General features: G+C 56.5%; 20 protein-coding genes. 14 read left to right on the top strand and 6 right to left on the bottom strand.

Features of this window, described 5'->3' with window-relative positions:
- Positions 1-16 precede the first annotated feature (16 nt).
- On the top strand, positions 17-946 hold the full coding sequence (tus, locus tag KW829_RS10060) for a DNA replication terminus site-binding protein (RefSeq protein WP_218308117.1): 930 nt from the start codon (positions 17-19) through the stop codon (positions 944-946).
- Here tus and fumC read toward each other — a convergent pair whose 3' ends face one another.
- Both fumC and fumA read right to left on the bottom strand, forming a co-directional pair.
- Positions 947-2,341: a class II fumarate hydratase gene (fumC, locus tag KW829_RS10055; RefSeq protein WP_218308116.1), complete on the bottom strand. Its 1,395-nt coding sequence runs from the start codon at positions 2,339-2,341 to the stop codon at positions 947-949.
- Between the two features lie 177 nt (positions 2,342-2,518).
- A complete protein-coding gene (fumA, locus tag KW829_RS10050; RefSeq protein ID WP_010430411.1) occupies positions 2,519-4,165 on the bottom strand; it encodes a class I fumarate hydratase FumA in 1,647 nt (548 codons plus the stop codon).
- Positions 4,166-4,364: 199 nt separating this feature from the next.
- On the opposite strand from fumA, the gene manA reads away from it, so the two are divergent.
- Positions 4,365-5,540, top strand: coding sequence for a mannose-6-phosphate isomerase (manA, locus tag KW829_RS10045; protein ID WP_218308115.1), 1,176 nt, complete (start codon positions 4,365-4,367; stop codon positions 5,538-5,540).
- Positions 5,541-5,639: 99 nt separating this feature from the next.
- Complete coding sequence (locus KW829_RS10040) at positions 5,640-7,172, top strand: YdgA family protein (protein ID WP_042716325.1); 1,533 nt, start codon at positions 5,640-5,642, stop codon at positions 7,170-7,172.
- 39 nt (positions 7,173-7,211) lie between these two features.
- On the opposite strand, the gene KW829_RS10035 is transcribed toward KW829_RS10040, so the two are convergent.
- Entirely contained in the window at positions 7,212-8,066 is an 855-nt protein-coding gene (locus tag KW829_RS10035; RefSeq protein ID WP_218308114.1) for an alpha/beta fold hydrolase, read from the bottom strand.
- 15 nt (positions 8,067-8,081) lie between these two features.
- A complete protein-coding gene (locus tag KW829_RS10030) occupies positions 8,082-9,062 on the bottom strand; it encodes an MBL fold metallo-hydrolase (protein WP_218308113.1) in 981 nt (326 codons plus the stop codon).
- Between the two features lie 107 nt (positions 9,063-9,169).
- Here KW829_RS10030 and KW829_RS10025 point away from each other — a divergent pair, with 107 nt between their 5' ends.
- On the top strand, positions 9,170-10,066 hold the full coding sequence (locus KW829_RS10025) for a LysR family transcriptional regulator (RefSeq protein ID WP_042716333.1): 897 nt from the start codon (positions 9,170-9,172) through the stop codon (positions 10,064-10,066).
- A gap of 2 nt (positions 10,067-10,068) precedes the next feature.
- On the opposite strand, the gene KW829_RS10020 is transcribed toward KW829_RS10025, so the two are convergent.
- Positions 10,069-11,097, bottom strand: coding sequence for a Mal regulon transcriptional regulator MalI (locus tag KW829_RS10020; protein WP_218308112.1), 1,029 nt, complete (start codon positions 11,095-11,097; stop codon positions 10,069-10,071).
- A 177-nt stretch (positions 11,098-11,274) separates the two neighbouring features.
- Between KW829_RS10020 and malX the strand changes: the two genes are divergently transcribed.
- The 3 genes from malX (at position 11,275) to add (ending at position 15,187) form a co-directional block, all read left to right on the top strand.
- On the top strand, positions 11,275-12,867 hold the full coding sequence (gene malX, locus KW829_RS10015; RefSeq protein WP_089599526.1) for a maltose/glucose-specific PTS transporter subunit IIBC: 1,593 nt from the start codon (positions 11,275-11,277) through the stop codon (positions 12,865-12,867).
- A 49-nt stretch (positions 12,868-12,916) separates the two neighbouring features.
- Positions 12,917-14,089, top strand: a complete 1,173-nt coding sequence (locus KW829_RS10010) for a MalY/PatB family protein (RefSeq protein ID WP_218308111.1) — start codon at positions 12,917-12,919, stop codon at positions 14,087-14,089.
- 96 nt (positions 14,090-14,185) lie between these two features.
- Positions 14,186-15,187, top strand: coding sequence for an adenosine deaminase (gene add, locus KW829_RS10005; RefSeq protein ID WP_010430386.1), 1,002 nt, complete (start codon positions 14,186-14,188; stop codon positions 15,185-15,187).
- A 51-nt stretch (positions 15,188-15,238) separates the two neighbouring features.
- Here add and KW829_RS10000 read toward each other — a convergent pair whose 3' ends face one another.
- Positions 15,239-16,279: an oxidoreductase gene (locus KW829_RS10000; RefSeq protein WP_218308110.1), complete on the bottom strand. Its 1,041-nt coding sequence runs from the start codon at positions 16,277-16,279 to the stop codon at positions 15,239-15,241.
- A 241-nt stretch (positions 16,280-16,520) separates the two neighbouring features.
- Between KW829_RS10000 and blr the strand changes: the two genes are divergently transcribed.
- The 7 genes from blr to rsxD all read left to right on the top strand — a co-directional run bounded on the left by blr (position 16,521) and on the right by rsxD (position 21,913).
- Entirely contained in the window at positions 16,521-16,646 is a 126-nt protein-coding gene (blr, locus tag KW829_RS09995) for a division septum protein Blr (RefSeq protein WP_168112406.1), read from the top strand.
- Positions 16,647-16,868: 222 nt separating this feature from the next.
- Positions 16,869-17,084 (top strand): transcription modulator YdgT, encoded by a 216-nt coding sequence (gene ydgT, locus KW829_RS09990; RefSeq protein ID WP_010430382.1) that lies wholly within the window; start codon positions 16,869-16,871, stop codon positions 17,082-17,084.
- A gap of 85 nt (positions 17,085-17,169) precedes the next feature.
- Positions 17,170-17,610: a DUF2569 domain-containing protein gene (locus KW829_RS09985; protein WP_010430380.1), complete on the top strand. Its 441-nt coding sequence runs from the start codon at positions 17,170-17,172 to the stop codon at positions 17,608-17,610.
- Between the two features lie 76 nt (positions 17,611-17,686).
- Entirely contained in the window at positions 17,687-18,268 is a 582-nt protein-coding gene (gene rsxA, locus KW829_RS09980; RefSeq protein ID WP_010430378.1) for an electron transport complex subunit RsxA, read from the top strand.
- Complete coding sequence (gene rsxB, locus KW829_RS09975) at positions 18,268-18,846, top strand: electron transport complex subunit RsxB (protein ID WP_042716342.1); 579 nt, start codon at positions 18,268-18,270, stop codon at positions 18,844-18,846. The genes rsxA and rsxB overlap by 1 nt, the downstream gene beginning before the upstream one ends.
- Positions 18,839-20,860: an electron transport complex subunit RsxC gene (gene rsxC / locus KW829_RS09970; protein WP_218308109.1), complete on the top strand. Its 2,022-nt coding sequence runs from the start codon at positions 18,839-18,841 to the stop codon at positions 20,858-20,860. Before rsxB ends, rsxC begins: the two co-directional genes overlap by 8 nt.
- A complete protein-coding gene (gene rsxD / locus KW829_RS09965) occupies positions 20,861-21,913 on the top strand; it encodes an electron transport complex subunit RsxD (RefSeq protein WP_089599515.1) in 1,053 nt (350 codons plus the stop codon).

The raw sequence follows: 21,913 nt of genomic DNA, 5'->3' as shown, positions 1-21,913 counted from the left end.
ACTAATGAGAGTGTTTATGGCGACCTACGATCTCATCGAAAGGCTGAACAGTACCTTTCGCGAAATAGAACACGAGCTACTTACCCTGACAGAACGCTTGCAAACCTGCCGCCTGCTGGCCTCGCGCGTCTTTACTCTGCCTGATGTAGCCAAAGGGGCGGAACACGACCCGCTGAATACCATCGAAGTTGAACAGCACATCGGCAGCGCCGCATTTGAGCTGGCGATGAAGCACTATCGCCATCTTTTTATCCAGCAGCAGTCAGAACATCGCAGCAGCAAGGCGGCCGTGCGTCTGCCTGGCGTGATCTGCCTGCAAACCGATGCGACAATGCGTGAAACGCTGGAAGGCCAGACTACCCATATCAACACCCTGAAAGCGGCATTTGAAAAGATCGTCACCGAAGAGTCGGGCCTCGCCCCTGCCGCCCGGTTTGAGTGGGTGCACCGTCAGCTTCCGGGGCTGATTACCCTGAATGCCTATCGCACGCTGACGGTACTGCGTCACCCCGCCACGCTGCGCTTCGGCTGGGCGAATAAGCACATCATTAAAAACTTCACCCGGGATGAGATTCTGGCGCAGCTTGAGAAAAGCCTGAAAGCACCGCGTACGGTTGCCCCCTGGTCTCGCGAGCAGTGGATTGAGCGTCTGGAGCAGGAGTATCACAGCATCGCCTCGCTACCGACGGACACGCGCCTCAAGATAAAACGCCCGGTGAAGGTGCAACCTATTGCCCGCGTCTGGTATTCCGGGCAGCAAAAGCAGGTGCAGTATGCCTGTCCAACGCCACTGATTGCGCTCTTTGATGCCGATCAGGGGGCCATCGTGCCGGATATTGGTGAGCTTTTGAATTACGATGCGGACAATGTCCAGCACCGTTACAGACCTCAGGCGCAGCCGCTACAGCTGATTATTCCACGGCTGCACCTATATGTGGCGGGATGATTATTTAAGACTGCCGACCATCGCCTCCGGGCGAACCCAGGCGTCAAACTCAGCCTCCGTCAGAAAGCCCAGCGCCAGGGCGGAGGATTTCAGCGTCAGCCCCTCTTTATGCGCTTTTTTAGCGATCTCGGCGGCTTTGTCGTAGCCAATATGGGTATTTAGCGCCGTCACCAGCATCAGGGATTCATTGAGCAGCTGGCTGATACGCTCGCGATTCGGCTCAATCCCTACCGCACAATGCTCGTTAAAACTCTCCATCCCGTCCGCCAGCAGACGAATCGATTGCAGAACGTTGTGGATCACCATCGGGCGATAGACGTTCAGCTCGAAGTTGCCGGACGCGCCGCCCAGGTTGACGGCCACGTCGTTGCCGATCACCTGACAACAGAGCATGGTCATGGCTTCGCACTGGGTCGGGTTGACTTTACCCGGCATGATGGAGCTGCCCGGCTCGTTTTCCGGGATGCTGATTTCACCGATGCCGCAGCGTGGACCCGAGGCCAGCCAGCGCACGTCGTTGGCGATTTTCATTAATGATGCCGCCAGCCCTTTCAGCGCGCCGTGGGTATGCACCAGTGCGTCACAGGTCGCCAGCGCTTCGAACTTATTGGGCGCCGTGACGAACGGCTGTCCGGTGATGCTTGCCAGCTCTTCAGCCACGCGCACCGCATATTCCGGATGAGTATTTAACCCGGTACCCACCGCCGTACCGCCGAGCGCCAGCTCCGCCAGATGCGGCAGACTGTGGTCGATGTGCTTCAGGTTATGTTCCAGCATCGCCACCCAGCCGGAAATCTCCTGCCCGAGCGTCAGGGGCGTGGCGTCCTGCAGGTGCGTACGGCCGATTTTAACGATATCGCGGAAGGCCTGCGCTTTCTCGTTGAGCGTGGTTTTGAGCACGTTGAGCTGCGGGATAAGCTGCTCGCGGATAGCAATCACCGCCGCCACGTGCATCGCCGTCGGAAAGACGTCGTTAGAACTCTGGCTTTTGTTGACGTCATCGTTCGGGTGAACCTTACGCTCCATGCCGCGCACGCCGCCCAGCAGTTCACTCGCCCGGTTCGCCAGCACTTCGTTCATGTTCATATTGCTCTGGGTGCCGGAACCGGTCTGCCAGATGGCGAGGGGGAATTCGTCGGGATGCTTGCCCGCAAGCACTTCATCGGCAGCGTCGATGATGGCCGTCGCTTTATCGGCGGCCAGCAGGCCTAAATCCTGATTCACTTTGGCGGCGGCGCGTTTGGTCAGCGCCAGCGCCTGAATCAACGAGACGGGCATTTTTTCAGTCGAGATTCGGAAATGCTCCAGCGAACGCTGGGTTTGCGCGCCCCATAGCTTGTCGGCGGGGACGTCGATGGCGCCCATCGAGTCTTTCTCATGGCGTACCGTGGTCATTACTTTCTCCTTGATAACAAAAGAGGGATTGCTCACATGCTTAAGGGATAAGTATTGATGACTTCTGAGAAACGTTATGGCGCTTTGTGCGCTCTTTTTGGTGTCGGGTGGCGCTGACCCGACCTACCAGACTCGTAGGCCGGGTAAGGCGCAGCCGCCACCCGGCAATTTACAGAATTACTTCACACACGCCGAACACTGAGAAGACTGGATCTGTTTGAAGAAGTCGTTACCTTTGTCATCCACCAGGATAAACGCCGGGAAATCTTCCACTTCAATTTTCCAGATCGCTTCCATACCCAGTTCCGGGTATTCCACGCACTCCAGGCTCTTGATGCTGCCCTGCGCCAGCACCGCTGCCGGGCCGCCGATGCTGCCCAGGTAGAAGCCGCCATGCTTGTGGCAAGCGTCCGTCACCTGCTGGCTACGGTTACCTTTCGCCAACATGATCATGCTGCCGCCGTTGGCCTGAAGCTGGTCAACGTAAGAGTCCATGCGGCCTGCCGTAGTCGGACCTAACGAGCCGGACGCGTAGCCTTCAGGCGTTTTCGCTGGGCCTGCGTAGTAGATTGGGTGATCTTTAATGTACTGCGGCAGCCCTTCGCCGTTGTCCAGACGCTCTTTCAGCTTCGCGTGCGCAATGTCGCGGCCCACAATAATCGTGCCGTTCAGGGAGAGACGGGTCGAGACCGGATATTGAGAAAGCTGCGCCAGAATCTCTTTCATCGGACGGTTCAGGTCCACGCGAACCGCTTCCCCCTCGCCCGCTTTACGCAGTTCTTCCGGGATGTATTTGCCCGGGTTGTTCTCCAGCTTCTCGATCCAGATGCCGTCGCGGTTGATCTTCGCCTTGATGTTACGATCCGCCGAGCAGGACACGCCCATGCCCACCGGGCAGGATGCACCGTGGCGCGGCAAGCGGATCACGCGAATGTCGTGCGCGAAGTATTTGCCGCCAAACTGTGCGCCCAGCCCCAGGTTCTGCGCTTCGGTCAGCAGTTCCTGCTCAAGCTGCACGTCGCGGAACGCCTGGCCGTGTTCGTTCCCTTCTGTCGGCAGGCCGTCGTAGTATTTGGTCGACGCCAGCTTGACGGTTTTCAGCGTGCTTTCCGCCGAGGTACCGCCGATCACGAAGGCGATATGGTACGGCGGACACGCTGCGGTGCCGAGGGTACGCATTTTCTCAACCAGGTAGTTTTTCAGCTTGCCCGGGGTGAGCAGCGCTTTGGTTTCCTGGTAGAGGTAGGTTTTGTTAGCCGAACCGCCGCCCTTGGCGATGCAGAGGAATTTGTATTCGTCGCCATCGACGCTGTAGAGGTCAATCTGAGCAGGCAGGTTGGTGCCGGTGTTGACCTCTTTGTACATATCCAGCGCCGCGTTTTGCGAGTAGCGCAGGTTATCTTCGATATAGGTGTTGTAGACGCCGTGCGCCAGCGCCGCTTCATCACCGCCGCCGGTCCAGACGCGCTGGCCTTTTTTGCCGGTGATAATTGCAGTACCCGTATCCTGGCAGGTCGGCAGAATGCCCTTCGCTGCGATATCCGAGTTACGCAGGAACTGCAGCGCCACGTACTTATCGTTCTCGCTGGCCTGCGGATCGCTCAGGATATCGGCAACCTGCTGCTGATGCGCCGGGCGGAGCATAAACGAAGCGTCGTGGAAGGCCTGCTGCGCCATCAGCGTCAGCGCCTGCGGGTCAACTTTGAGGATCTCCTGTCCCTCAAACTCAGAGACAGAAACGTAATCGCGGGTTAACAGGTAATACTCGGTCTGATCCTTACTGAGGGGAAAAGGATCCTGATAATGAAAGGGTTTGTTCGACATTGTTCTCTCACTTACTGCTTCGGTCTGATTGTTCAGGGCAGATGTTCCGCTGCCCGGCTTAAAAGCGAGTCAGCTTATCCTACACAATTTTTTAACAAAAACTGAGACTAGTACGACTTTTTACATCCGCAGGTTACTTCCACGCGGTTTATTGCTTTAATACCCGGAGTTAATTCCACATTTGAATCAGGGCTTGATAATGCAAAAACTCATCAACTCAGTGCAAAACTACGCCTGGGGAAGTAAAACTGCGTTAACGGATCTCTACGGTATCGCCAACCCGGACAACCTGCCGATGGCAGAGCTGTGGATGGGCGCGCACCCGAAGAGCAGCTCAAAAATTGAAGACGCCAGTGGCCTGGTGCGCAGCCTGCGCGACGTGATTGATGCCGATAAAGCCGCACTGCTGGGCGACAAGGTAGCCACGCGTTTTGGCGAACTGCCGTTCCTGTTTAAGGTACTGTGCGCCGACCAGCCGCTCTCCATTCAGGTTCACCCAAACAAGAAAGCCTCTGAAATCGGCTTTGCGAAAGAGAACGCGGCCGGTATTCCATTAGACGCGGCTGAACGTAACTACAAAGATCCAAATCACAAACCGGAGCTGGTTTTTGCTCTCACCCCTTTCCTTGCGATGAACGCGTTCCGCGAGTTTTCGGAGATCGTTTCTCTTCTGCAACCTGTGGCGGGTGCTAACAAGGCTATCGCCCACTTCCTGGAAAACCCGGACGCGGACGCGCTGAGCCAGCTGTTCGCCAGCCTTCTGAATATGCAGGGCGAAGAGAAATCTCATGCGCTGGCGGTGCTGAAAGCCGCGCTGAACAGCCAGCAAGGTGAGCCGTGGGAGACCATCCGTCTGATTTCCGAATTCTACCCGGACGACAGCGGCCTGTTCTCACCCCTGCTGCTGAACGTGGTGAAGCTGAACCCGGGCGAAGCGATGTTCCTGTTTGCCGAAACTCCGCACGCCTACCTGCAGGGCGTAGCGCTGGAAGTGATGGCCAACTCGGATAACGTGCTGCGCGCGGGCCTGACGCCAAAATACATCGATATCCCTGAGCTGGTCGCCAACGTGAAGTTCGTGGCGAAGCCAGCCGACGAACTGCTGACTCAGCCGGTGAAAAACGGCGCAGAGCTGGACTTCCCGATCCCGGTTGAGGATTTTGCGTTTTCTCTGCACGACCTGAGCCAGGCCGAAACCGCCATCGCACAGGAGAGCGCGGCGATCCTGTTCTGCGTGGAGGGCGAAGCGACGCTGCAGAAAGGCCAACAGCGTCTGGTGCTCAAGCCGGGCGAGTCGGCTTTTGTTGCAGCGAACGAGTCGCCGGTCAGCGTGAGCGGCACCGGCCGTCTGGCGCGCGTTTTTAATAAGCTATAAGCACTTACTGAATTTTTTAACAACTCTTGCTAAGCTAGTTTAAGGCTTTATATCTCCGGGCGGTTTTTACCGCCTGGTTTCATTTTAGGGATAGTCGCAATGAAAAAATCGGTTGTAGCGGTTGGGGTTATTGTAGCGTTAGGCGTGGTCTGGACGGGTGCCTCCTGGTTTACCGGGAAACAGCTGGAAGGCCGTCTGGCTGAGATGGTCGCGCAGGCTAACGGAGAGATTAAGCGCAGCGCGCCGGAGGCAGGCGTTGAGCTGAGCTATCAGAACTATCAGCGCGGTGTGTTTACCAGCCATATGCAGATGGTGGTGAAACCTGTAGCAGGAAACACCAACGCCTGGCTGAAGCCAGGCCAGAGCGTGGTGCTGGATGAAGTGGTCAGCCACGGTCCGTTCCCGCTGGCGCAGTTAAAATCGTTTAATCTGATCCCATCAATGGCGTCCGTTCACACGGTTCTGGTGAATAACGACGTCACCAAACCGCTGTTTGATCTGGCCAAAAATACCTCGCCTTTCGAAATCAATACTCGCATCAGCTATGCCGGTGACACGAGTTCCGACATTGCGCTGAAAGCGCTGAACTACGAGAAAGAGAACGAGAAGGTCGCCTTCAGCGGAGGCAACTTCAAACTGGACGCTGACCGCGACGGAAACGTGTTCTCTCTGACCGGTGAAGCAGAAAGCGGCGTGGTGAACGCGGTTAACGAATATAACCAAAAGGTTCAGCTCAGCTTCAACAACCTGAAAGCCGACGGCAACAGCCGTATGACCGACTTTAAAGAGCGTATTGGCGATCAGAAGCTCTCTCTCGATAAGATTGCAATCGCGGTTGAAGGTAAAGAGATGGCCGTGCTGGAAGGCATGGACGTGAACGGCAAATCCGACATTTCCAAAGACGGCAAGAATATCAATACGCAGCTGGATTACGCCCTGAAGAGCCTGAAGGTGCAGAATCAGGATCTGGGGACCGGAAAATTAACGCTGAAGATCGGCAATATCGACGGCCAGGCGTGGCACGAATTTAGCCAAAAATACAGCAAAGAGAGCCAGGCGCTGCTGACCGATGCCGCGCTGCAGCAGAATCCAGAAGTGTACCAGCAGCAGGCGATGGCGGTGCTGTTCAACAATCTGCCAATCCTGCTGAAAGGCGAGCCGGTGATCACCGTCGCGCCGCTGAGCTGGAAAAACAGCAAAGGCGAAACCAACTTCAATCTGTCTCTGTTCCTGAAAGATCCGACAGCCGCAACGGGTGAACCGCAGACGCTGGCGCAGGAAGTGGATCGCAGCGTGAAGTCGCTCGAGAGCAAGCTGACCATCCCAATGGACATGGCGACCGAGTTTATGACCCAGATTGCGAAGCTGGAAGGTTACGGCGATGAAGACGCTGGCAAACTGGCGAACCAGCAGGTGAAAGGTCTGGCGGCGATGGGCCAGATGTTCCGCATCACTAAAGTGGAAGACAACACGATTTCCACCAGCCTGCAGTATGCCAACGGCCAGGTAAACCTGAACGGCGATAAAATGCCGCTGGAAGATTTTGTCGGCATGTTTGGTATGCCCGCTCTGGGGATGCCGGAACCGGCTGAACCTGCAGCGCCAGCCGAACCGGCAGCGCCACAGCAGTAAACAGCAAAACCCCTCGCATGAGGGGTTTTTTATTGCCCGTTAAAATGTCCATCCCGCCAGGAAATCCAGCAGCAGTGCGTTCACTTTCTCTGGCTGCTCCTCCTGCGGCAGATGACCGCACTCATCAATACCGTATGCCCGCAGGTTATCCGCCATTTCGGCCCAGACGCTTTGCATATCGAAGAGCTTGCCAACCGCGTGAAAATCATTGCCCCACAGCGACATTACCGGGCAGGTAATTTTCACGTCAGCGTCTGCCAGATCCTGCGCCACATCCTCTGCGTTAGCGCGATAGTCAGCCATTGCGCCCCGCACGGCACCCGGCGCCTGATACGCGCGTACGTAGGTGTCAAACGCTTCGCCGCTAATGGTTGACGGGTCGTAGGTCCAGTCCGAGAAAAAGTGGCGCAGCCATACGTTTTCTCGACCCGCAATCAGGGCTTCCGGCAGGTCGGGCACAAGATGAAACAGGAAGAACCAGTATGCACGCGCAATCGAAGCATTCAGATCGCGGGCTACAATACGCGTTGGCACGTTGTCCATTACCACCAGGCGGTCGATTAACTCGGGATAATCTTTCGCAAAGCGGGTCGCAACCCGCGCCCCGCGATCGTGCCCAACCAGCACCACCTTCTCCAGACCCAGCACTCGCATCAGTTCCCGGATGTCACGCGCCATGTTCCGTTTATCATAACCGGAGGCCGGTTTATCCGTTTCCCCATATCCGCGTAGATCAGGCGCAATCACGCGATAGTGGCGGGATAAAACCGGTATCTGGTGGCGCCAGGCATAGTTTGTTTCTGGAAAACCGTGCAGAAGAATAACCGGCGCGCCTTCACCCTCTTCGACCACAAACTGACGGATGCCGTTTGCCGTTACGGTGTAACTTTTCATGCGGTTAACCTCACTTTATTTCAGCAGAGGCACATGGGCCGCACGTTGATAAGGACCATAATTTACGGGTGTCCAGCGGTAGCCCTGCTGCCAGGCGGTGATATGCCCAATACCCGGGAAAGGCAGATGCGCCGCGGCCATCCACTCGCCGTCTTTCGCCAGCGCGTTAAATTCCTGCGCGCGGGATGAGACGGCTTTTTTCGAATCGACATCGAAACGAATAGACACTTCAGGATGCGGGAACTGGACAGCAGGAGCATGAATCAGGTCCCCAATGAAGTTAATGGCCGTTCCCTGTGAAGCAAACCGATAAACGGTGCTGCCGGGCGTATGGCCAATGGCATAGGCTGTCTGGACTTCAGGAATAGGCGAAGCGGGCGGAATAAAGGTTTTAAGATGTCCGGTGGCTTTATACGCAGCCAATGCATTCCTGGCGATAGCGAAATAGGCTTTCGCATTCGCAGGCGCGCTCGCCTCTTTAGCCGGATCGAGCCAGTATTCGGCCTCCCCCTGCGGCACATAGACGGTGGCATTGGGGAACAACGCCTTACCGTCCGCATCGCTCAGGCCACACACATGGTCAAGATGAAGGTGGGTCAGGAAAATCGTATCGACCTGCTCAGGCCGATAACCTGATGCGTTCATATTGCCGATGAGCTTGCCGGCGGTTTCCGCCATGCAGTGGCCACCCCCGCTGTCAATCATGACCAGGTGTTTACCGGTATTCACCAGAAAGGCATTGAAGGCGGTAGGCATGCGCTCGGCATCGATTTTTTGTTGTGCCAGCAGTTTACGAACCGCGTCGGGTGAAAGGCCATGTAACAGCGTGGGCGAAAGATCGTTATAGCCGTCGAACAGCGCCGTCACCTCGTACTCCCCTACGGCAAGGCGATAATAGCCGGGGACCTGCTGCTTCACCTGCGCGGGTGCATCTGCCCACGTCGCGCTCGCAAACATCAGGCCGCTGAACGCCAGAACCGTTTTCAACTTTTTCATCTTCACTCCAAATTCATGTTTATCAGGATGTGAAGAGACTATGGCAGCGTAACGACAAATAATGTAGATATGTAATTTGATAAGGCAGCATAACAAAAAGCGAGATAATGAGACTGGAAGATATTGAAGTTTTTGTTGAAGCCGTCAGGGCGGGTAGCCTCGCCGGCGCCGCACGTCGGCTCTCCATGAGCGCCATGGCCGCGTCGCGTGCCCTGACGCATCTCGAAGCGGAGCTGGGGGTTCGGCTGGTACACCGCACCACGCGTTCGCTCTCGCCCACCAGCGACGGGGATATTTTTCTCCCTCACGCGCTGGCGCTCCTGGAAGATAAAAGCAACGCGCTTGCCGACCTGTTTCCCGACGGGACCCACCTTTCCGGACGCCTGCGCATTACCGCCTCAGCGGGGTTTGGCCGGAAGATCGTGGCTCCTATGCTGACCCGGTTCATGCAGCAGCATCCCGCCCTGCAGGTCGATTTACTCGCCACCGACGATCAGGTTGATATTGTCGGCAAAGGCATAGACGTGGCGTTACGCATTGCGCCGCTGCGCGATAACCGACTGGTTGCCCATCGCCTTTGCCATAACCCTCGCGATCTCTGCGCCAGCGCGGAGTATCTGGCAACAAACGGTTATCCAAAATCGTTTAACGATCTGGCGGCACACAGCTGTCTGACCACGTCAGACACGGTCCACTGGTCTTTCGAACAGGGCGAACTACGCTACAAGCAGAAGGTGTCGGGCCGATTCTCCGCGAACTCTGTCGAGGCCATTTTCGAAGCCTGTCTCGGTGGGATGGGGATCGCAAATTTATCTCGCTGGTACGTAGAACCGGCGTTCAGAGAGGGGAAACTCGTGCGCATCGTCCTCGAAGATGCCCAGCCGGAATCGCTGGCCGTGTGGGCGGTTTACCCGACCTCCCGCCTGATCCCGGCAAAAGTACGAAAGTTTGTGGAAGCCCTTGAGGCCGAGCTGCTGCTCAACCCGCTTACGCAACAGACCTGAGGTTATTTCGCCGTCACTAGCCGCGCCGCCACAATCTGGTGCCCGGCCTGGACATCCGTATTTTCGATGCGCTGCATGATCCTGTCCGCCAGCGTGTAGCCCATTTCGCGCGCGGGGGTCGTCGCCCAGACGATGGGCAGATCGTCGAGCGCGTTTTCGCCTACATCGGCAAATGCACCCAGCGCTACCTGATGGCCGAAGAAGGTTTCAACGCCCCCTTCACCGCTCTGACGTCCGGCGCGGATCAGGCCAAACCAGGCACCCATGACAATCACGTCGTTATAGCAAATCACGGCGCTGATCGTCGGGCTGCTTCGCAGTAGCGCGCCTATCGCTTCCGCCGCTTTCTTCTGGCTAGATTCACACTCCACGACCCATTCGCTGTGGAACGGCAGGCCGTATTTAATCAGCGTCGCGCAGTAGCCGCCTACCCGCTCGGCGCGCGTCAGGGACGAGCTTTTCCCGCCCAGCCAGGCGATGCGCTGATGCCCGCGACGAATCAGATGCTCGGTCAACATTTGCGCGGCCTGCATGTTATCCGGGCGCAGCGTATCGGCTTCGTCCAGGTAGCTGGCGCGAGAGGCAAACACCAGCGGTACGCCTTTTTCGGCGGCACGCTCACACAGCTCGCTGCCCACGCCCGACGCCCCGGCGACAATCACCCCGTCCACTCCCTGGTTTAGCAGCATATCGAGCCGGGAAAGAAGCTGATCGGCCTCGCGTCCGCCATGCAGCAAAAACACCATCCGTCCCTGTGCCTCGAGCGCTTCCGTTAATCCGGCTGTGAGCTCCGCATAAAACGGCGAGGTTAAGTCGCGAACGATCAAACCAATCACCCCGCTTTGCCCGCCGCGCAGCGCGGACGCCTGGCGGTTACGCACAAAGCCCAGCTGTTCAACCGCCTCGTTGACCCGCTGTCCGGTGGCGGGGGAGATACGCCCCTTCCCGCTTAAAACCAGCGACACCGTGCTGACGGAAACGCCCGCCGCCAGCGCGACATCGTTAATGGTGATTTTTTTCACTACAGCCATGTGTCGGCGTGACTCCCTGAAATGAGATCGGTAAAACGTTTTATCAATACGTTATCTTTATACTACCAGTAAAAGCCTGAGAATGTGATTTAGCGCGCACTAAAGTTTGATAAAACGTTTTATCTTCTCGCTGCATTGAAGCAGGTAAACTATTTTTAACCATCAAGGAGTCGTTTTATGACGGCGAAAGCAGCACAAAAAATATCGCTGTGGGAGTTTTTCCAGCAACTGGGTAAAACCTTTATGCTGCCCGTGGCGCTCCTCTCATTCTGCGGGATCATGCTTGGGATCGGCAGTTCCCTGAGCAGCCATGACGTTATCACGCTGATCCCGTTCCTCGGCAACCCGGTGCTGCAGGCGATCTTCATCTGGATGAGCAAAGTCGGCTCCTTTGCGTTTAGCTTCCTGCCCGTCATGTTCTGCATCGCCATCCCTCTGGGCCTGGCGCGCGAGAATAAAGGCGTAGCCGCCTTTGCGGGCTTCGTGGGCTACGCGGTGATGAACCTTGCGGTTAACTTCTGGCTGACCGCAAAAGGCATTCTGCCTACCACCGACGCTGCCGTACTGAAAGCCAATAATATTCAGAGCGTGATCGGTATCCAGTCTATCGACACCGGGATCCTCGGTGCTGTGATCGCGGGTGTGATTATCTGGATGCTGCACGAGCGCTTCCACAATATCCGCCTGCCGGATGCCCTGGCCTTCTTCGGCGGTACCCGCTTTGTGCCGATTATCACCCTCGTGGTAATGGGTCTGTTTGGTCTGATCATTCCGCTGATCTGGCCTGTCTTCGCGATGGGTATCACCGGTATTGGTCGCATCATTAACGGCGCGGGTGATTTCGGTCCGATGATCTTCGGTACCGGTGAACGTCTGCTGCTGCCGTTCGGTCTGCAGCACATTCTGGTGGCCCTGATTCGCTTCACCGAAGCGGGCGGGACGATGGAGGTGTGCGGTCACGACGTGAGCGGTGCGCTGACGATCTTCCAGGCGCAGCTGAGCTGCCCAACCACCCACGGCTTCTCTGAGAGCGCAACCCGTTTCCTGTCTCAGGGCAAAATGCCTGCCTTCCTGGGCGGCCTGCCGGGCGCGGCGCTGGCGATGTACCACTGTGCTCGTCCGGAAAACCGTCATAAGATTAAAGGCCTGCTGATTTCCGGCGTGATCGCCTGCGTCGTTGGCGGCACAACCGAGCCAATCGAATTCCTGTTCCTGTTCGTCGCGCCGGTGCTGTATCTCATTCACGCCGTGCTGACCGGTCTGGGCTTCACCGTGATGGCGGTACTGGGCGTCACCATCGGTAACACCGACGGCAACGTGATTGACTTCGTCGTGTTCGGGATCCTGCACGGCTTGTCCACCAAGTGGTATCTGGTGCCGGTCGTGGCGGCAATCTGGTTTGCGGTGTACTACGGCATCTTCCGCTTCGCCATCACCCGCTTTAACCTGAAAACACCGGGCCGTGATGCTGAAACAGCGACCAGCGTTGAACAAGCGGTTGCAGGGACGGTAGGAAAATCGGGTTACAACACCCCGGCCATTCTGGCAGCGCTGGGCGGTGCGGATAACATCACCTCGCTGGATAACTGCATTACCCGCCTGCGTCTGTCGGTGGCGGATATGTCGAAAGTGGATACCAATGCGCTGAAAGCTAATCGCGCCATCGGTGTGGTACAGTTAAATCAGCATAATTTGCAGGTGGTTATCGGCCCGCAGGTGCAGTCGGTAAAAGATGAACTGGCAACCCTGATGCGAACAGTAGAAGCCTGATGCCTCAGCCCCCCTCTCATGAGGGGGTTTTACGTTAAGGATGAGAGTTATGTTTGATTTCTCGACCGTCGTGGATCGTCACGGCACCTGGTGCACCCAGTGGGATTACGTTGCCGACCGCTTTGGCGCGGCCGATCTGCTGCCCTTCACTATCTCGGATATGGATTTCGCCACTGCGCCCTGCATTACCGACGCGCTGCATCAGCGCATCGATCACGGCGTGTTTGGCTACAGCCGCTGGAAAAACGATGAGTTTCTGGCTGCCGTCGCGCACTGGTTCCAGCAACGCTTTAACAGCCGCATCGATACCGAGTCCGTCGTTTATGGCCCTTCCGTCATCTACATGGTGTCAGAGCTGATCCGTCTCTGGTCGCAGCCCGGCGACGGCGTGGTGGTTCATACTCCCGCGTACGATGCGTTTTATAACGCCATCGAAGGCAACGCGCGCCACGTCGTGCCGGTTGCGATGGTGAAACAGGCGAGCGGCTGGATGGGTGATATGGCCGCGCTGGAAACGGCCCTGGTCAAACCAGAAAACAAAATTTTGTTGCTCTGCAGCCCGCAAAATCCAACCGGTAAGGTCTGGACGCGGGATGAGCTGACGCACATGGCGGAGCTGTGCGCACGCTATGACGTGGCGGCGATCAGCGATGAAATTCATATGGACATGGTGTGGGGAAAACATCATCACACACCGTGGAATGAGGTAGCATGCGGCAAATGGGCGCTCCTCACCTCTGGCTCGAAAAGCTTTAATATTCCGGCACTGACCGGGGCTTACGGCCTGATCGGTGATGAAGCGAGTCGCACGGGTTACCTCCGCGCGCTTAAAGGCCGCGACGGACTCTCTTCCCCTTCCGTGCTGGCGCTGACGGCGCATATCGCCGCCTATCAGCAGGGAGCGCCATGGCTGGATGCCTTGCGGGGTTATCTGGAAGAGAATCTGTTGTATATCGCGCAGGAATTAAACCGCGCTTTTCCGAAACTGAACTGGCAGCCACCGGAAGCAACCTATCTGGCCTGGATTGACCTGCGCCCGCTGAACATTGACGACAAGGCGCTGCAAAAAGTGCTGATAGAGCAGGAAAAAGTGGCGATCATGCCGGGATATACTTACGGAGAAGAGGGTAATGGCTTCGTACGCCTGAACGCAGGCTGCCCGCGCAGCAAACTGGAACAAGGGGTGCAACGCCTCGTCGCCGGAATCGCTACCCTGTTGTAATACCATTGCGCAACGGAATATTCCCTTGCGCAAATAGCTTTTTACCCCGTTTTGTTTTTATAATATGGCGCACTTTAACCAGCAAAGAGTGCGACCATGATTGATACACGCCTGCCTTTAACTGATATTCATCGTCACCTTGACGGTAACATTCGTGCCCAAACCATCCTCGATCTTGGCCGCCAGTTCAATTTAACGCTTCCAGCACAAACGCTTGAAACCCTGATCCCACATGTTCAGGTCACCTCGAATGAGCCGGATCTGGTCAGCTTCCTGAGCAAACTCGACTGGGGCGTAAAGATGCTGGCCTCGCTGGATGCCTGCCGCCGCGTGGCGTTCGAGAACATTGAAGACGCCGCCCGTAATGGCCTGCATTACGTCGAGCTGCGCTTCTCGCCGGGCTATATGGCAATGACCCACAACCTGCCCGTCGCGGGCGTGGTGGAAGCGGTGATTGAGGGCGTTCGCGAAGGGTGTAAAGCTTTCGACGTTCAGGCACGTCTGATTGGCATCATGAGCCGCACCTTCGGTGAAGCGGCTTGCCTTCAGGAGCTGGAAGCATTGCTGGCACATCGTGACCAGATCACCGCTGTCGACCTCGCCGGGGATGAACTAGGCTTCCCGGGTAGCCTGTTCCTCTCTCATTTCAATCGCGCGCGTGACGCGGGCTGGCACATTACCGTTCATGCGGGTGAAGCAGCAGGCCCGGAAAGCATCTGGCAGGCCATTCGCGAGCTGGGCGCAGAGCGTATCGGCCACGGGGTGAAAGCCGTCGAAGATCGTGCCCTGATGGATTTCCTGGCGGAGCAGCGCATCGGTATCGAATCCTGCCTGACCTCCAACATTCAGACCAGCACCGTGGCAACGCTGGATAAACATCCGCTGAAAACCTTCCTGGAACACGGCGTGCTGGCCTCGCTAAACACCGACGATCCGGCGGTTCAGGGTGTGGATATTATTCACGAATACAACATCGCCGCACCGCAGGCGGGCCTGAGCCGCGAGCAGATCCGCCAGGCGCAGATTAACGGGCTGGAAATTGCGTTCCTGACGCCTGAAGAGAAGCAGGCGCTTAAAGATAAAGTGGCTCGCGGTTGAGCATTTGCCGGGTGGCGCTGCGCTTACCCGGCCAACAAAAACATTTAGAATCTATGCCAGACAGAGCGTGGCGCGATGTTTGGCAGATTCGATGCCCAGCTCAATCAACTCCATGATCTGAATCGCCTGGCTGGCCGGAACCGGATTCTCTCCCGTCCCGTTGAGCGCATCACGGATAGCCGCGTAATAAGCCGGATAGTTTCCTGGAATGGTCAGCAGCGTTTCCTGAACCAACTCTTCACCTTCCGCGCGCGTCAGCACGCCATCACGCATGTCGTAGCCCCAGTCCTCTTGCGGCAAACGCTCACCGTTTTTCAGGCGGTCCTCCTGCGGATCTAAACCAAACTTCACGTAGCTACCACGCGTACCATGAAGAATATAACGCGCCGATTCCGCGGCGGCGAGCATCGTCCCGTGCAGTACGACACGACGCTGCGGATAGCTCAAAACGGCATGGAAGTAATCTGTCGTCTGCGCGCCAGGCCGAAGCTGTGCTAAATCAACCGTCATACTCACCGGCAGACCAAACAGATTTACGGCCTGATCGAGTAAATGCGGCGCTAAGTCATACCAGATACCGCTTCCGGGGCCCGCCTGTTCACGCCAGCGGTTACGCACCTGCGGACGAAAGCGGTCAAAATGAGATTCAAAATAGCCTATTTCACCGAGAGTGCCTTCACTAAGCAGGGCTTTCACCGTCAGAAAATCACTGTCCCAGCGACGGTTATGAAAAACGGACAACAGCCTGCCAAGACTTCTTGCCAGCGAATCCAGCTCGCGCGCCTGTGACAGCGTCACGGTAAAGGGCTTATCGATCACAACATGTTTACCCGCTTCCAGCGCCGCTTTAGCTAACGGAAAGTGCGTGTCGTTTGGGGTAGGAATGACGATGACATCAATATTCGGATCGTTGAAAAGATGTTTAGGCTCAGAAACAACCGGAACGGTTGGCCAGTCGGCATGTACTTTGGCGGCATCACTGCTCGAAACCGCCCCCAGAGACATTCCCGGCGTCCCGCTAATCAGAGGCGCATGAAAGGTTTTACTCGCGTAACCATAACCAATCAGCCCGACACGGATATTTTCACTCATCGTAGTGCCCTCCTGTCATTATCTTATTTCACACTGGCTTTGCGGGTATTACTACACATTAATAATGTGTCATATGACTTAAAATAGCACCTTGCACCAGATGTTTTTGTTACAAGGATGTAACTCACTAAGATTGATTAAGGGTATCGTTCCCAAACCGCTTGCCGAGGTCAGTGCTGCACGGTAACATTTGCAATCTGTATTTATGGATAAATTACAAACACGAGTCATGTCATCAATAATTAATCGAATCATTGAATTAGCGGGATGGATTGTCCTTGGGGTTTCGGTCATTTTGCTTGGCGTTGCCAGCCACATCGATAACTACCAACCGCCGGAGCCTGTCACCGTCGCACAACCGAAGTAACGCCCTTGTGACACATTCTGTCAGTTGCATATTGCCAGCCGTGTTGAACAGGGTTAACCTTCTCTTCCAGGCATCGTCTGATGCCTGAATCTTTCAGCAAAGAAAACTCCTAATTTCGTCACATTACCTGAGTGGGCTGTTTTACGTCTTTATTTATCCGTTTATTATTCGAACGAATTACCGACACGGGTATTACTCACTTTTATATGGAAACTTATTAACATGACAGTTCAGGACTATTTATTAAAATTTCGCAAGATCAATTCCCTTGAGAGCCTGGAAAAACTGTTTGACCATCTAAACTACACGCTGTCGGATAATCACGAAATTATCAATATGTATCGCGCCGCGGACCACCGCCGCGCTGAACTGGTCTCCGGTGGCCGTTTGTTCAACGTCGGGGAAGTGCCGAAGTCCGTATGGCGTTACGTTTTATAAGAAAGTAGCCATCCGCGCGAAATGTTATATACTCTCCGCCCTGCAAATTTCTGTATACCCTTTCGCGCAGACTATGGGAGAGAGCATGACCGTATCGCCTGGAGAAAGAATTGGAGGCTGGTTAATCGCCCCGCTGGCATGGCTGCTGGTTGCATTATTAAGCGCATCGCTTGCGCTGTTACTCTATACCACCGCGCTGATCACACCTCATGCCATTCAGACCCTGATGTCGCAAAGTGTGCTTAATATTGCGTTGTGGTTTGCCTCGTTCGTCTTCGCCATCGGGATGTGGTACTACACGCTCTGGTTGACCATTGCGTTCTTTAAGCGCCGCAAAAGTGTGCCAAAACATTATATTATCTGGCTGCTGATTTCCGTGCTGTTGGCGGTGAAAGCCTTTGCTTTTTCTCCGGTTTCTGACGCGCTAGCGGTTCGCCAGCTGTTATTCCCGTTACTGGCTGCTGCGCTGCTGGTCCCTTACTTCAAGCGTTCGACGCGGGTGAAGAAAACCTTCGTGAACCCGTAATAACCTTACTGTTAACCTGTTGTCGCCTGTCGTGCTTTGTCCGATAATAGGCGGCTTTTTTATTTCAGGCTGAATAATGACCGATTACTTACTGCTCTTTGTCGGCACTGTGCTGGTTAACAACTTCGTTCTGGTGAAGTTTCTTGGCCTGTGTCCTTTTATGGGGGTTTCCAAAAAACTGGAGACCGCGATGGGCATGGGGCTGGCGACAACCTTCGTCATGACGCTGGCGTCCATCTGCGCATGGTTGATTGATACCTGGATCCTGATCCCGCTGGACATGATCTATTTGCGCACCTTGTCCTTTATTCTGGTCATTGCGGTCGTCGTGCAATTTACCGAAATGGTGGTGCGCAAAACCAGCCCGGCGCTCTATCGCCTGCTGGGTATCTTCCTGCCGCTGATCACCACCAACTGCGCCGTACTCGGGGTGGCGTTGCTGAACATCAACCTCGGGCATAACTTCATGCAATCGGCGCTGTACGGCTTTTCTGCCGCCGTCGGTTTCTCACTGGTCATGGTTCTGTTTGCCTCTATTCGTGAACGTCTGGCTGCAGCGGATATTCCCGCGCCCTTCCGCGGAAACGCCATTGCACTGGTGACGGCAGGTTTAATGTCTCTGGCCTTTATGGGCTTTAGTGGTCTGGTGAAGTTGTAATGAGTGCTATCTGGATTGCCATCGCCTCCATCAGCGTACTGGGGTTGGTGTTTGGCCTGATTCTGGGTTACGCCTCCCGCCGTTTCGCGGTTGAGGACGATCCCGTTGTCGAAAAAATTGACGAGCTGCTGCCGCAAAGCCAGTGTGGGCAATGTGGCTACCCCGGCTGTCGGCCTTATGCCGAAGCGGTTGGCGTGCAGGGTGAAAAAATCAACCGCTGTGCGCCCGGTGGCGAAGCGGTGATGCTCAAAATTGCCGCCCTGCTTAACGTTGACCCGCAGCCTGTCGACGGCGATGCCGAGGTGCAGGAGCCGGTTCGCGCCCTCGCGGTGATTGACGAAGCGAACTGCATCGGCTGCACCAAATGTATTCAGGCCTGCCCTGTTGATGCCATTGTGGGCGCAACCCGCGCCATGCACACCGTTGTGGCCGATCTGTGCACCGGCTGTAACCTTTGCGTGGCCCCCTGCCCAACGCAGTGCATAGAACTGCGCCCGGTTGAAACGACTACCGAAAGCTGGAAATGGGATCTTCAGACCATTCCGGTTCGCAATATTCCTGTGGAACAACATGCTTAAGTTATTTTCTGCTTTCAGAAAAGAGAAAATTTGGGACTTCGACGGCGGTATCCATCCCCCGGAGATGAAAACCCAGTCAAACGGCACGCCGCTGCGACAAATTCCGCTGGCGACGCGTTACGTCATGCCGCTCAAACAGCATATCGGCGCGGAAGGCGAACTCTGCGTTAAAGAAGGCGATACCGTTCTTCGCGGCCAGCCGCTGACCTTTGGTCGGGGACGAATGCTGCCGGTACACGCCCCCACCTCCGGTAAAGTGGTGTCGATCGCCCCACATACCGTCGCGCACCCTTCAGCGCTGTCTGAACTGAGCGTGATTATTGAAGCCGACGGTGAAGACCGCTGGATCGACCGTGACGGCTGGAGCGATTACCGTTCCCGCAGCCGCGAAGAGCTGATTGAACGCGTTCATCAGTTCGGCGTGGCCGGTCTTGGCGGCGCAGGTTTCCCGACGGGTACCAAACTGCGCGGCGGTGGCGACAAAATTAACACGTTAATCATCAACGCTGCGGAATGCGAACCTTATATCACCGCCGATGACCGTCTGATGCAGGACTGTGCCGCCCAGGTGGTGGAAGGTATTCGCATTCTCGCCCATATTCTGCAGCCACGAGAAGTGCTGATCGGCATTGAAGACAATAAGCCGCAGGCCATTTCCATGCTGCGGGCCGTGCTGGCGGGTTGCCATGATATTAGCCTGCGCGTAATCCCGACCAAATACCCGTCTGGCGGCGCAAAGCAGCTGACCCAGATCCTCACCGGTAAACAAGTACCGCACGGTGGCCGCTCCTCTGACATCGGCGTGCTGATGCAAAACGTCGGTACGGCGTATGCGGTAAAACGTGCGGTGATTGACGGCGAGCCGCTAACCGAGCGCGTGGTGACGTTGACCGGTGAATCGGTATCCCGTCCAGGCAACGTCTGGGCGCGTCTGGGTACGCCGGTGCGTCATCTGCTGGAGCAGGCCGAGTTTTGCCCTGGTAGCGACCAGATGGTGATCATGGGCGGCCCGCTGATGGGCTTTACCCTGCCGTGGCTGGATGTCCCGGTCGTCAAAATTACTAACTGTCTGCTCGCCCCCTCTCCGACCGAGATGGGTGAAGAACAGGAAGAAAAAGGCTGCATCCGCTGCAGCGCCTGTGCTGATGCCTGCCCGGCGGACCTGCTCCCGCAGCAGCTGTACTGGTACAGCAAAGGCCAGCTGCACGACAAAGCGCAGGCCCACAATCTTGCCGACTGCATTGAATGCGGTGCCTGCGCCTGGGTGTGCCCAAGCAATATTCCGCTGGTGCAATACTTCCGTCAGGAGAAGGCCGAGATTTATGCCATCTCAATGGAAGAGAAGCGCGCAGCCGAAGCCAAAGCGCGCTTTGAAGCCCGCCAGGCGCGTCTCGAACGCGAGAAAATCGCCCGCCAGGAGCGCCATAAACAGGCTGCCGTTCAGCCTGGTGAGAAAGATCAGGACGCCATCAACGCTGCACTGGCGCGCGTGCGAGAGAAAAAAGCCACTGCAGCGCAAACCCTGGTGATCCCGGCAGGCGAAAAACCGGATAACAGCGAAGCGATTGCGGCACGCGAAGCGCGCAAGGCCCAGGCTCGCGCCCGTCAGGCAGAGAAAGCAGAAACTGCCCAGCCGGAAACGGGCGTCGATCCGCGTAAAGCGGCGGTTGAAGCGGCAATTGCCCGTGCCAAAGCCCGTAAAGCGGGTCAGAAGGACGTGGTTGTTGAGAAAGACGCTGACGATCCGCGTAAAGCTGCCGTCGAAGCGGCCATTGCACGCGCGAAAGCGCGCAAAGCAGCGCAGCAGGCGCAAACTGCGGAGCCCGAAGTGCCGGTAGATCCACGCAAAGCCGCTGTCGAAGCCGCTATCGCTCGGGCCAAAGCGCGCAAAGCCGCCCTGCAGGAAGAGCAGCCGCAGGCCGCAAACGACGATCCACGCAAAGCCGCCGTCGCCGCCGCGATTGCGCGCGTTCAGGCGAAGAAAGCCGCACAACAAGCAGTTAACGAGGATTAAATGGTTTTCAGAATCGCAAGTTCCCCTTACACCCATAACCAGCGCCAGACATCGCGCATCATGATGCTGGTCTGCCTGGCGGCATTGCCGGGCATCGCCGTTCAGTTCTGGTTTTTTGGCTGGGGAACCCTTTTCCAGTTGGTCCTTGGCTGCGCCAGTGCGTTAGCGGCGGAAGCGCTCGTATTGAAGCTGCGAAAAATGGCGGTCTCCCGCATTCTCGCTGACAACTCCGCGTTGCTGACCGGGCTGCTGCTGGCGATCAGTATTCCACCGTTTGCCCCGTGGTGGATGGTGGTGCTGGGTACCGTGTTTGCGGTGATTATCGCCAAACAGCTGTACGGCGGGCTCGGGCATAACCCGTTTAACCCGGCTATGATCGGCTATGTTGTTCTGCTGATCTCCTTCCCGGTGCAGATGACCAGCTGGTTGCCACCCCATGAAATTGCCGCCACGGTGCCTGGCTTTATGGATGCCCTGCACGTTATCTTTACCGGCCATACGGCCCTCGGCGCGGATATGAACGCGCTGCGTATGGGCGTGGACGGTATCAGCCAGGCAACGCCTCTCGATACCTTTAAAACGTCCCTGCACGCCGGGCACAGCGTTGAGCAGATCATGAAATCCGCCATCTACAGCGGCGTGCTGGCCGGTGCAGGCTGGCAGTGGGTCAACCTGGCGTATCTGCTGGGCGGCCTGTTCCTGCTGCAACAAAAAGCGATCCGCTGGCATATTCCCGTCAGCTTCCTCGTGACGCTGGCGGTTTGCGCTACGCTGGGATGGGTCTTCTCTCCTGAGTCACTGGCCAGCCCGCAGATGCATCTGCTCTCCGGCGCGACCATGCTGGGTGCATTCTTTATTCTTACCGACCCGGTTACGGCGTCGACCACCAATCGTGGCCGTTTGATCTTCGGCGCGCTGGCGGGTCTGCTGGTGTGGCTGATTCGCAGCTTTGGCGGTTATCCGGATGGGGTAGCGTTCGCCGTCCTGCTCGCCAACATTACCGTTCCGCTCATCGACTACTACACGCGTCCGCGCGTGTACGGTCATCGCTAA

It is taken from the genome of Enterobacter sp. ENT02 (assembly GCF_019219165.1).
GTDB lineage: Bacteria > Pseudomonadota > Gammaproteobacteria > Enterobacterales > Enterobacteriaceae > Enterobacter > Enterobacter mori.
This window is presented reverse-complemented; position numbering and strand designations above follow the sequence as displayed.